Raw genomic sequence first — 12,521 nt, 5'->3', positions numbered from 1 at the left:
CGCGTCACACCTTTACGCGAATTGCGCGTTTCCGGCGCTCTCTTGCGCAAGTCTCGGCGCACCGCTTTACCTTTGCCCGAAAAGCCTCGTATAAGCGATTCATCCTTACGCAGGCGGCAACGATGAACATCACGCTCGACGAGATCCAGAACTTCATCGCCGTGGTCGACACAGGATCGATCACCGCCGCCGCGCAGCAACTCGACCAGACCGTCTCCGCCGCCAGCCGCACCCTCGGTCGGCTCGAACAGAAACTGTCCACCACGCTGCTCCGACGCACGACGCGCCGTCTCGAGCTGACCGAGGAGGGCGAGGCGTTCCTGGAGCGTGCGCGAGAAATCGTCGCGGCCGTGGAAGGCGCCGAGGAACAGATGGCGTCGCGTCGCAGTCGTCCCGCCGGGCGACTGCGTGTGGATGCCGCGTCGCCCTTCATGCTCCACGTCGTCGTGCCGCTGGTCGCGGGCTATCGCGCGAGATACCCGGATGTCGAGCTGGAGCTGCACAGCAGCGAGGGCTACATCGACCTCCTCGAACGTCGCACCGACGTCGCGCTGAGGATCGGGCGCCTGAAGGATTCCACGCTGCACGCGCGACCCATCGCCACGAGCCGCGTGCGCTGCCTGGCCAGCCCGGCGTATCTCGCGAAGGCGGGCACGCCCCGCAAGGTCGCCGACCTCGCGAAGCATTCGCTGCTCGGCTTCACCGAGCCGGACTCGCTGAACCACTGGCCCGTGCTCGACCAGAAGGGGCAGAACGTGCACATCCGGCCGACGCTGAGTTCGTCCAGCGGCGAGACGCTCCGGCATCTCGCCCTGGAAGGGAACGGCATCGTCTGCCTTTCCGATTTCATGACACGCGCCGATCGCGCATCGGGCGCACTGGTACCCGTGCTGGAGAAACACTGGTCCGAGCACCGTCAGCCGATCAACGCGGTGTATTACCGCAACACCGCCATCTCGGCGCGCATCGCGTCATTCGTCTCGTATCTCGTCGAGGCCATCGGCGACGACGGTTTCGAGTTCTGACGGTCGGCTTCCTTGCCGAAGGCGCGGCCAGGCGAATGCTCGCTCAGACGCCCGGCGGGTTCGAGTCGAGAACCTTGACCTTCGGGCCCGTCGATTCGGGCTGCATGCTCTCGTCGGTCGCAAGGAGGACGGAACCCGGGGTAAGGAGGGGCAGCACCTTCTCCATGAATTCGCGTGGCACCGCGACGCGATCGACCAGCGCCTCGCTGACGACCTTGCCGGCTTCGTCACCGTGGCCGGGAATGCCGATGGTGATCCAGTTCGGCATGCGCAGGCCGTTGCGTTCCGGCATGAAGCCCGCGGCGACGATGAAGGCGTGCGTGCCCACCAGCGGGTCGGTGACCTGCACGCGGCTGCGTCCGATCTCGATGCCGTTGCGCATCACGATCACGGTGCCGTCCGCGACACTCAGGACCATGGAGATCGGACCGCTCGGCGACGCATCGGGCGTCCATCGATAGGGCTGCCCATCCGCCAGCGGCGCCAGCGCGAGATCGGCGCCGTTGCGCGGGTCGATCGGAATGACGGCGCTGGGATGCACCACGGATACCGGCGCCGTACCTTCCTCGGCCACGACGACCGTCATGCCCATGTTCGTGGTGTCGAACAGGAGGCGCGCGAACTCCGTCGGCATGTGCACGCAGCCATGCGACTCCGGATACCCCGGCAAACCACCGGCGTGCAACGCCACACCATCCCAGGTTAGGCGCTCCTGATAGGGCATGGGCGCGTTGTCGTACTTCTTCGAGTGGTGGTCCTTGTCCTTCTGCAGGATGGAGAACACGCCGGTCGGTGTTTCGTGCCCCTTCTTGCCGGTGCTTACCGTGCTGACGCCGATCAGGATGCCGTTGCGATACACGTACGCGCGCTGCTCGGTGAGGCTGACGATCACCGCCATCGGACCAGGCGACTTGTCGCGGGCGCCCCAGATCCATTGCCCGGGCTTGAGCGCGGATGGCGGCGTATCCGCCGGACTCGACTGGAGGGAGCCCCAGATGGGTACGGCGGCCTGAGCGGCCGAGGCGAGCGCGACGGACAGCGCGATGCCGATGAGCAAGCGTTTCATGACGACTCCAGATCCCCGATGCGCCGCAGGTTAGCCGCATCGGCGGATGCGCGCGAGTACGTTCGTGCCGTCGATTGTCCACGCGCTTCGTCCCGCTCCCACCGGCACCGGCGCCGGTGGGAGCCGTCTTGCGCGACGACGCCTAGGGAAGCGCCATCGCGTGTCAGGCGGCCGCGTGGACCTGACGATGCACGTGGACCATCGGGAGGTGTTCGTCGAGCATGAACGACGCGGAGGCGCCACGCCGCAGTCGATCGAAGAAGGCGGCCACGCCTGCGTTGCCGGTGGCGAGGTCGCAACTCAGGCGGAGCAGTTCGGTGCCAGGCACCGCGAGCCCCTGGGCACGGCGGATGAGGAACGGCTCGATGCCCCCTGCCACCTGGCGGGCCGCGGCGACATAGGCCTCCTCGCCATCCGGGAACAGCATGGCGAGGTCGAGCAGGACCTCGCCGATGCCAGCGAGGCCTTCGGCCATGCCGGGCGAGATCGCGTGCCGTCGCATGAGGTCACGCTGCATTTCCTTCGTCATATCGAGGTAGCGCTGCTCGCCGGTCACCGCGTGGAATCGCGCGGCGACGGCCGCCACGCCCGCCGTGCCATGCCGGAGGTACGGGTACAGCGTCACCCCATCGACCTGCTTCGGCCAGCTGGGATCGCCATCGGGATTCGCGCGGCGTTGCGCGATGTCGAATGCCAGCGCTTCCCGCGCCGCGTGGAGGAAGCGCGCGTTCGCGCCCGCCGCGACATGCAGGTGAAGAAGGAAGAGCGCGACCCCCGAGGCGCCATGCCCCAGTCCGACCGGCTGTGGCCGGGACGACTCCCAGTGCAGCGTGCCATCTCCACCCCGGTCGTAACCGGCGTCGTGCAACAGCGTTTCGCCCACGTCGATGGCCGCATCGAGGAAATCGTGATCGCCCGTCTCGTACCAGGCCTTCAGCCGCGCCAGACCCCACCCCGCCATGCCGTCGTAGAGCCCGGCTCGCGCCCGGATAGCCTCGTCGAGCGGAGCCCTGAGCAACGTCAACGCCGCTTCCCGCTCGCCAGCGTCCAACAGCACCCAGGCGATGCCGGCGTCGCCATACATCAGGCTCGACCCGCGGTCCCGCTTGCTGCGCGCACCGGCGAGGACATAAGAAAGCAAACCCTCTGGCGCACGGCGGCCGCCGCGCATGTAGGCATGGAGAACGCCAGCGGCACCGTGCGCGACGCCCCACGGGTGGCTCTCGAATACTTCGGGACCGGCGGGAACGAAGCGGTCCGGACGTGCCACGGACGCCATCGCGTCGATGAATGCGAAGAGCTCGCCGGCGGGGTCCATGGCGCCGGGATGTGTCGCGGGGCGCGCAGGTGACGGCCCGTCATCGCGGTGAAGCGCCTCGACCGCCTCTCGCAACGTGTCCATCGCCGCCGTCGGCGACGGACGCCGCGCGGGGTCGCTCGACAACAGCGCGTCGATGGTCTCGACGAACACCATCGGATAGCCCATGTCGCGGCACATCGTGCGCGTGAAACGCAGCGCCGCGTCGCGGTCGAGCGGCAGCATCGCGTTCATGGGCATCATCGCCGCGAGCAGGTTCGAGCCGAACGCGTATGCGTCCTCGGCGCGGGTGTCCACCGGTTCTTCACGCCGGGGGCGCGGTGATGCGAAGCCAGGCGTGCGCACGTCCAGGGGCATATCGAGCCCATCTTCGACCGCCGCCTCCATGTCGATGAGGCGGATGTCGCCATCCCGCATGACGATGCAGTTGTGGAACGACAGGTCGCCCAGCGACACACCCGCCGCATGCACGCGCTCCACCGCCTGCGCCATGCGCGTGAAAACCCGCACGACGTCGTCGAGGTAGGCAAGTACGTCCTTGCGCCCGGCGCGCGTCTTCAGCCACGGGTACCGGCGCGCGAGCCAGCTGCGTAACGTATCGCCCTCGATGTACTCCTGGACGAGATAACTGTGCTTCCAGTCCTGGAAGTGCGCGACGGGGAGCGGCGCCACGTGCAACGGCGCGAGGCGACGAAGCAGACGGAACTCCTTGCGCAACGTCGCGGTGGCGGTTTCGCCACCGCCGACATACGGCCGCGCTTCCTTGATGACGACGGGCCGGCCTTCGTCGAGGTCGTCGCCCAGGTAGACGCCGCCCGCGGAAGAGAAGGTCAGAGCGCGGCGTATCCGATAGCGGCCGCCCGCGAGGTTCGCGCCGCGGATGCCCTTCGCATCGTCGTCGCGAGGAAAGGGGTCGCGCAGCCACTCGGGCAGGTGGAAGTGCGGCTTGCGCTCGTCGGGCTCCATCGCGCCATCGGGCCGGCGCAAGAGCCACTCACGCCGTCCGTCCGCGAGGGTGCGATGCTCGCCCGCGATCCCGCCATAGCGGTAGTAGAGCACCCGCGAGTCGCGGTAGCGCCGGTCGCTGAGCACATAGGGTCCCGCATAGCCGGACAAGGCTTCGTGCAGGTCTTCGATCACGCGCCGGAAGTCTTCCACGCCGCGCGGGTACACCGTGATGAACTTGCCCGAGCCGCCGCGCGGCCAGCGCTTGCCGTTGATGGCCGCGTGCATGCGTGAGTCCGCGGCGAACTTGAATGCCGTTCCCGAGGCGACCAGCGTGGCCGCGGCGATGGCGAGCACGATGCGGGCCGTCGAAGCGACGCTGGAGATGTGGATTTTCCATCCCTGGGTGGGCAGACAGGCGCCCGGTGGTGTGCACTGCATCCAGATGCCCGACCTGTGGAAGGTCCATGTGCCGGGAACGATGCGTCTTACGGGTTCAATGAAGTCGGCGGTATCGACATCGCGTCGTGCGAAGGGTTCGAAGAATTCCCGATCTACCGCCGTGTACTGCAAAAGCTCGGTGCGTCGCTCCATGGCTGCCGAATCGTCCCCTGGTGTTGTGACCGGAACCCGGCGGCGGACGAGGACTCCGCCCCATCCACCGCCTTCGCCTCCCGTCTTCCGTCGATGCCGCCGCCGCTACCCACAGCGGACGACATCACGCTTCCCGCGCGTCGTGGCGCGTCCCCTACTCTTCGAATCCGTCCGCGTTGGCGGCCGAGCAGCCTCGGTTGCTACAGCTGCTGTGGTTCGTCGCAGTTTCGTCCGCCTGTCCCATGTCCGCTTCCAGGCGTTGTAAATCGAGTATCCGCTCCATCGTGCCTCCGTTGCTGGTTTGGAAACGTACGCCTGCGGAAGGTGCGGGCGCGGGCAGAATCTAGGACCGCCAGGGACGGGCAGACAACACCCTGACTGCGGCTTGCGCGTCGATCGATGCCTGGCGCGTGATGTTTTTGTGCCGACCGTATCGAATCCGGTCAGACGGTCGTCCGGAAGCGGACGCCTCCGTCCACTTCCGGACAGCCGCCGATGTCATCGCAAGGGTTCGAGCGGAAGACGGACGCTCGCTATGGCGCCACGGCCGTCCCGGCGCGGAACGAGATCCACGCTGCCCGCATGCGACTCGACGATGAGCCGTACCAGGCTGAGTCCGATACCTGAGCCTTCCGCCTTCGTGGTGAAGAACGGCACGAACAGGGCATCGCTATCCGGAAGCCCGGGTCCGTCGTCTTCGATCACGACGCAGACGAAGCGTTCGTCCGCCGACCAGTCGAGGCGGACGCCGCCGCCCAGGGGGAGCGCCGCCTCCACCGCGTTGCGCAGCAGATTGATGAACGCCTGGGCGAGCTGGTCCTCATCGCCGTGGATCGTGACGGGCGCCGTCCCCTCGACCACGATGCGTAGACGGCGCTCCAGGACCGCCAGCCGCAGCAGCGACAGGTCCAGCCGGAAGATGGATGGGCGCAGGGGCGGAAGTCTTGCCAGCTTCCCATAGCCCGAAAGGAAGCGACCGAGGGAATCGGCCCGGCGTCCGATCGCCTCGAGGCCAAGACGCATCTCCTCGGCCGCGTCGAGCTCCGGTCCGAGAAGGGAGGCAAGACTTCCTGCGAGTGAGCCGATGGGACCGAGCGAGTTGTTGAGTTCGTGGCTCAGCACGCGAATCAGTCGTTGCCATGCGCGGCGCTCTTCCTCACCCAGCGTGACGCTGAGGTCGCGCAACATGATCAGCCGGTGATCGCGCCCGTTACTGCGCCATGATGCGCGACGGATCGCCCAGCGCCCATGCCCCCCGGGAAAGCGACCGGAGATCACGGCGTTGTCGGGCGCTTCGAGCGCTTCGCCGAGCGCGAGGCTCGACAGATCGCGGCCGACCACCGAGGTGCGTTCCGCGCCGATCAGGCGACGGCCCGCCGGATTGATGAGGCGCAGCCTGTTCTGGTCGTCGACCACGAAGATCGGATCCTGCAAGGCGATCAGCGTCTTCCCGAGGAACCGCGATGCCTCCGTGCGCTTGCGGCGCCCGTCCCGCAGCTCGTCGCCGAGACGGTTCACGTCGCGCACCAGTTGCTGCAGCGGGTCGTAGCCGGGCCGTATGCGACCGCGGATGCCCAGGTCTCCCTCGCTCATCGCGGCGAGCAGGTCGGACACCGTGGTGAGTGTGCCGAGCATGCGGTTCGTCGCGATCCAGCCAAGCAGGAGCGTCGCCCCCATGCCGAGGCAGAAGATGAGTAGCCGATCCGTCCAGCCGAGGTTGTCGACGAGTACCAGCATCGCGCCGGCGATCGTCGTCGGCGCCAGACTCGCACCGATCCATGCGGCCGCGCCGAGCCGGACGAGGCGTCCATCCACGAGTGCGATGCCGCTGGCGTCCTGCGTCATGGAGACCTCAATCGACGGACTCGAAGGTACCACGGGATCGCTGCTTCTCGAGACGGCGGTACAGCGCTTGCCGCGAGATGCCGAGGTCGTCGGCGGCCCTCTGCAGATTCCGGCCATGACGGGCCAGCGCCTGCCGGATCAGCAGGTCCTCCGCTTCCGGCAGGGTCAGCGTGTCGAGCAGCAGCGGGGTGCCGGACGAACGGTGCAGGCCGAGCGAATCGGCGTCGATCTCGTCTCCCGCCGCGAGGAGCACCGCGCGCTCGACCGCGTGCTCGAGCTCGCGGACGTTGCCGGGCCAGTCATACCCGCGCAGCGCACGCTCCGCCGATGGCGCGAAGGACATGGCGGAGCGCGACCGCCGCCGGCACTCGTAGAGCAGAAAGTGGCGCGCGAGCGGCACGATGTCATCCGAGCGCTCGCGAAGCGGCGGCAATCTCACCTGCATCGCATTCAGGCGGTAGAGGAGGTCCCTCCGGAAACGCTCGCTGCGTATGGCCGCCTCGAGGTCCATGTTCGTGGTGGAGATCACGCGTACGTCGACACGCCGTGTGCGCATGGTGCCGCCACGCTCGAGCTCGCCCTCTTCCAGGACGCGCAGCAGCTTCGCCTGTTGCGAAGGCAGGATGCTGCCGATTTCTTCCATGATCAGCGTGCCGCCGTTCGCCAGTTCGAAGCGCCCGGGCCGCGACACAGGACCCTCCTCGCCGAACATCTCGTCCGCGAAGCGCGACTCCGGAAGGCTGCTCATGTCCACGCGGATGACCGGCTCCTCCGCACGCGGCGAGCGCGCGTGGATCTCGCGCGCGAACAGCGATTTCCCGGTACCGTTCTCTCCGCTGATGAGAACATGGGCGTCACCACGGGCGATGCGGTCGATGAGCTCCACCACACGGCGCATGGCCGACGATTCGCAAGCCCGAAGTATGTCTCCCGACTGTCGTGCGAGTGCCGCTTCTTCACGCAGGCGCCGGTTTTCGTCCCGCATCGTCCGCAGCGCGATCTGGCTACGGACCGAGTGGACCAGCCTTGCGTTGTTCCACGGCTTTTCGACGAAGTCGGCGGCGCCGAGCTTCATGGCGCGAACCGCGAGGTCGACGCTCCCCCAGCCAGTCATCGCGATCAACGGTACATCCGGCGCTTCGTGGCGCATGCGCGTGACGAGTTCCAGGCCCTCGTGCCCCGAGGTCGTGTCCGCGGCATAGTTCAGGTCGACGAGCGCGCACTCGAAGTCTTCACGAGCGATCGCGTTCATCGCGCCCGCCGGCGAGTCGACTTCGACCGAGCGAATCCCCTCGGCGCGGAGCAGGATGCGCATGGCCAGCCGAACATCGGGGTGGTCGTCGACGACGAGCACGGCGGCGCCCGCAGCGTGGGCATCGAACTTCATGGCACACCTCATCTGGACGTTGTGACGCCACGGCGCGTCACTCGCGGCGAAACGCGCGCCACGGGTCGATCGATGCCGCGCGAAGCGCCGGCCCGAGAACGGCGAGCGTCGTGAAGAGAATCATGATCGCCGCACCCGTGGCGGCATCGGAACCATCGACGGCCTGCGCGCCGGCGTGCGTCGGCGACAGCCAGTGACGGAGTGCGAGAACGCCCAGCAGGCCCAGCGCGACGCCGGGCACCGCGTTGCCGAGCGCGTGGCGTACGATCAGTGTCACGAGAGCCGCGGGCGTTGCGCCGAGCGCGCTACGAATCGCGAGAGTGCGCGTTCCCGCGGCTACCTCGAAAGCCTGTACCGAATAGTGGCCGACGCAGGCGAGCGACACCGCGAACGCGGCGAGCGTGGCGAACAGGACCGCGTCGCGTCGCGCGGCCGCGTTCGCAAGTCTGGCTATCCGGTCGAGGGGGCGTACGTTGCCGAGCGCAAGCCCTGGGGCGATGCCACGTACCAGATCGGTGAACGCTTCGTGCGCCGCGACGCGCGCGCCGGGCCCGCGCAGGACCGCGTAGATGGGCAGGAGATTTCGCACCGCGCCGTATGACGCCGTCACCTGGGCGATAGGCATCACCACCAGGGGCTCGCCGTCCATGGCGTCGCCGCTCTCCGATCGCCGGGTATCGGCGAGGACGCCAACGATCCGGGCCGTTCCGGTCGCCGACCCGGCCTGACGCAGGTCCGCGCCGAGTCCTCGGCCGTCGATCTTCTCGAGATAGGCGCGGTTGACGATCGCCACCGCCGGCGCGCCGGCGACGTCACCCTCGTCGAACCAGCGCCCGGCGACCTTCTGGAACCCGAGCGCCTTGGCGGCACCGGGCGTCACCATCGCGAACCTCAGGTAGTCGGTACCGCCGTCGCCACGACGGAACGGCATGACGAAGCGCGTGCCGAGCGGTAGTTCGCTGGACCACCCGAACATCGACACGCCGGGCAGCCCCGTCGCTTTCCGCCTGATCTCATCCAGCAGGCTCATGACGTTTCTCGTCTCGGGATAGCGGTTCCGGTCCGGATGCACTTCGACCACGGCGGTGTTCGCCTGATCGAAGCCGAGTGGCAGTCCCTCGAGTTGCATGTATCGGGTGACGGTGGCGACGCCGAGGATCAGAAGTACCGTCGCCAACGCCGACTGCGAGAGGGTCACCATCGCTCGTGCGCGACGCATGCCAGGGCTGCCGATGCCGGCGCCGTTCGCGGCGAGTTGCTGTCGCAGGATCGCGTCCGACGTCCGCCGCGCGGCGACGCAGAGCGCGGCGACCAGCCCGATCGCGGCCGTGACGAGGAAGGTGGCGCATACCGTGCGAACTTCGGGAAAGGGCGGCGCCGCGGAGGCGATCCACAGGTCCGGCAGGAACGGGCGGTACACGACGACGACCAGCGTGCCGAGCGGGAGGCCCAGGAGCGTGGCCACGATCGCGACCGTGGCGCCCTCGGTCAAGGCGGGAATGAAGGGGCGCCACCCGCTCGCCCCGAGCGCGACCTGGAGGGCTATCTCCGGCGAACGCCGGAGCGAGCGGACGAGCATCAGGTTCGCTACGTTCAGTGCGGCGAGGATGAGTACCAGCCAGGCACAGAACACGAACGGCCAGACCGGTGCGCGTCCGGTGCGCGCGACGAGATCGTCGATCGGCGTCGCCCCGTACCACGGCATGTCGTCCGGACCGAGGTGCAACGCCGCGGCATCGCGGTTCACGGCCAGGGCGACGGAGCGCGACAGGGCGTCCGGACCCACCCCGGGGCCAAGCAGCCCGACCGCGGTCATGTTTTCCGCGGTGGCGCTGCCCACGGGCGGTGCGACCGGCAGGATGAGCAGGTCGACATCGCTGAAGAAGCGGTAGTCACGCGGCAGCACGCCGACGACATGCATCGCGCTTCCGTCCACGACGATCGTGCTCCCGACCGCACCCCCGCTTCCGCCGAAGCCACGTTTCCACAAGGCATGCGAGAGCATGACTTCGCTGTTGCCGGTCCCGCCGCGAAAAACACGACCGGCATCGGCACGCACCCCCAGGGTATCGAGGAATCCCGCGTCGACGCGCTGGGCGCGTAGCAGTTCGTCACGGCCGTTCCATGTCGCGTTGACCGGCTCGGGCATGTAGGCAAGACCATGCGACTTCAACAGGGGCGAAGGCGCGATGGCCGCGTAAAGTCGTGGCGAGATCGCGCGCATCGGATCGCCCGCGGTTCGCCCGCCGAAGATGACGACGCGCTCGTGGTTGGGCCACGGGAGCGGGCGGACGAACAGCGCGTCGAGCAAGGTGAATGCACCGAGCAACGCGGCGACGCCCAGGGAGAGAGTGACCGAAGCGAGCGCAAGGAAGGCGGGCTGGCGCAAGAGCGCACCACCCGCTCTTGCGACCTCGGTCGCCCATGTCACCACAGCGTATCGCCGGCGCGCAGGGCTTCCAGTCCCGACTCGGACTCGCTGCGCAGCTGCTGGAACGTCGATTCGTCGACGACGCGGCCGTCGAGGAGTCGGACGGTCCGATCGGCCATCGCGGCGAAACGATCGTCGTGCGTCACCATGCACACCGTCCGGCCGGCGGCGTGCTGGCGGGCGAGCAGGCCCATGACGATCTCGCCATTGCGCAGATCCAGGTTTCCCGTCGGTTCGTCGGCCAGAAGGATGGCTGGATCGCCCACGAGCGCCCGCGCGACCGCGACCCGCTGCTGCTGCCCGCCCGACAGCTGCGTGGGGAAGTGTCGCATGCGATGGGCCATGTCCACGCTGGCCAGCGCGCTCGCGACCATCCTCGTGCGCTCGCGCCAGCCGATGTCCTTGCGGTAGGCCAAGGGCAACGCGACGTTGTCGGCCACGGTGAGATCGTCGATCAGGTTGAACGACTGGAACACGAATCCGATGTGCTGGTTGCGCAGCCGCGAACGTTCCGCTCGGCCGAGGCCGCGCATGGATTCGCCCGCGAAACGGAAGTCGCCGTAGGAAGGCACGTCGAGGAGTCCCATGAGCGACAGCAGCGTGGTCTTGCCGCATCCGGAAGGGCCGCCGATCGCCACGAATTCTCCAGCGCGCACGGACAGATGGATGTCGGTAAGCACGTGCGTCTCGACCGACCCGGTCTGGAGGACCTTGCCGACCCCTCTCATCTCGACGATCACGGGCCGATCCGGGGCTTGCATGGGCGCACTCACTTCGGGAGCGATTCGCGTGAAGCCTAGCGCCGCCGTCCACGCGTGTCGCGGGGCGCACCACGTTTCGGGCGAATTAAAGGTCAAAGCTGCCGAAAAGACGCAGCGATTGGAAAACTCTGCGGTCGCGGGCGCATGGTTTAACTAGATTCTAACCACGGCGAAAGCTGATTCTAGGCCTGGTATCGCTAGAAAGTGCGACGCGCCTTACAATTCGCTGATGGGGAGGAACGCGCCTCGTTCGGCGCGGTGTTTCGACGTGTCGGAACCGGACCGCGAGCGGGGGCGCCGCGGCGAGGTACCGACGCACGGAGATCTCTCATGGTTCAACGTTTGTCCCTTGGCGGCAGCGCCGCCTGGCTGAAGCGCTACGACCCCGACGGCTGGCTTCGCCCCGCACTGGTCCGGCTCTGGAATGGTCTCGCCCGTCGCCTCGGGGTCGACGCGCTGCGATCGCCGCCGCGTCACGTGGGCGAACGTGCGAAGGAAGTCGAGGCGCGCCGCCTCGAAGCCCTGCGTGCGTGTGGCGCTCCCGTGCCCCGGATCCTCGGAGAGGGCCCGCGCAGCCTCATCCTCAGCGACATGGGTCCGACGCTGGCGCATCGCCTGAAGCGCCTCGAGAGCGCCAACGACGCCGACATGCTTGTCCGGCAGACGGCGCACGCGATCGGCAGGCTGCACCGCCGGGGCGGCTATCTCGGCCAGGCGTTCGCGCGCAACATCACCGTGGGCGACCAGGGTGTCGGCTTCATCGATTTCGAGGAAGATCCCAGCGAAATCATGAGCCTCGCGCAGGCGCAGGCCCGTGACTGGGTGATGTTCACCACCGGCGTCGGCATCTACTACACCGGTCGGATGGACGTGCTCACCGGCCTCATCCGCGACGAAGCCCACGAGGTCGAGCCACAGGTGGCACGCGAGGTCCAACGGATCGCCGGACGGCTAGGGTTTCTCGAACGCACCGGCCGCCTGTTGGGCCGCCGGATGGGCGTGCTCGGGGCTGCCGTCGGCGCGATGCGCAAAGGATTCGCCAGCGTGGCCATCGCCGCCCTGCTGCTGGATGTCCTGAGCGACGGGGACTGCGACGTCCTGATCGCGGTTGTCGACGCCGTGCGCCAGGCCGCCATCTGACCGTTCCGG

General features: G+C 68.0%; 8 protein-coding genes. 2 read left to right on the top strand and 6 right to left on the bottom strand.

Going from position 1 to position 12,521, the window contains the following annotated elements; genetic code table 11:
* Positions 1–122: 122 nt before the first annotated feature.
* Positions 123–1,025: a LysR family transcriptional regulator gene (locus BMW54_RS16685; protein ID WP_090058304.1), complete on the top strand. Its 903-nt coding sequence runs from the start codon at positions 123–125 to the stop codon at positions 1,023–1,025.
* 43 nt (positions 1,026–1,068) lie between these two features.
* Here the strand turns inward: BMW54_RS16685 and BMW54_RS16680 are convergent, their stop codons facing one another.
* The 6 genes from BMW54_RS16680 to BMW54_RS16655 all read right to left on the bottom strand — a co-directional run bounded on the left by BMW54_RS16680 (position 1,069) and on the right by BMW54_RS16655 (position 11,372).
* A complete protein-coding gene (locus BMW54_RS16680) occupies positions 1,069–2,091 on the bottom strand; it encodes a L,D-transpeptidase (protein WP_090058303.1) in 1,023 nt (340 codons plus the stop codon).
* 163 nt (positions 2,092–2,254) lie between these two features.
* On the bottom strand, positions 2,255–4,948 hold the full coding sequence (gene lanKC / locus BMW54_RS16675; RefSeq protein ID WP_090058300.1) for a class III lanthionine synthetase LanKC: 2,694 nt from the start codon (positions 4,946–4,948) through the stop codon (positions 2,255–2,257).
* A gap of 498 nt (positions 4,949–5,446) precedes the next feature.
* On the bottom strand, positions 5,447–6,793 hold the full coding sequence (locus tag BMW54_RS16670) for a sensor histidine kinase (RefSeq protein ID WP_175472904.1): 1,347 nt from the start codon (positions 6,791–6,793) through the stop codon (positions 5,447–5,449).
* A gap of 7 nt (positions 6,794–6,800) precedes the next feature.
* Positions 6,801–8,180, bottom strand: a complete 1,380-nt coding sequence (locus BMW54_RS16665; RefSeq protein ID WP_090058295.1) for a sigma-54-dependent transcriptional regulator — start codon at positions 8,178–8,180, stop codon at positions 6,801–6,803.
* 37 nt (positions 8,181–8,217) lie between these two features.
* The gene (locus tag BMW54_RS16660) at positions 8,218–10,569 is read right to left on the bottom strand and encodes an ABC transporter permease (RefSeq protein ID WP_175472903.1); all 2,352 of its coding nucleotides are present in this window, start codon (positions 10,567–10,569) and stop codon (positions 8,218–8,220) included.
* Between the two features lie 38 nt (positions 10,570–10,607).
* The gene (locus BMW54_RS16655) at positions 10,608–11,372 is read right to left on the bottom strand and encodes an ABC transporter ATP-binding protein (RefSeq protein WP_090058290.1); all 765 of its coding nucleotides are present in this window, start codon (positions 11,370–11,372) and stop codon (positions 10,608–10,610) included.
* 330 nt (positions 11,373–11,702) lie between these two features.
* Between BMW54_RS16655 and BMW54_RS16650 the strand changes: the two genes are divergently transcribed.
* Positions 11,703–12,512, top strand: coding sequence for a BUD32 family EKC/KEOPS complex subunit (locus BMW54_RS16650; protein ID WP_090058288.1), 810 nt, complete (start codon positions 11,703–11,705; stop codon positions 12,510–12,512).
* Positions 12,513–12,521: the final 9 nt, after the last annotated feature.

It is taken from the genome of Luteibacter sp. 329MFSha (assembly GCF_900111665.1).
GTDB lineage: Bacteria > Pseudomonadota > Gammaproteobacteria > Xanthomonadales > Rhodanobacteraceae > Luteibacter.
The sequence above is the reverse complement of the archived record's forward strand: the minus strand, read 5'-3'. Positions and strand labels throughout refer to the sequence as shown.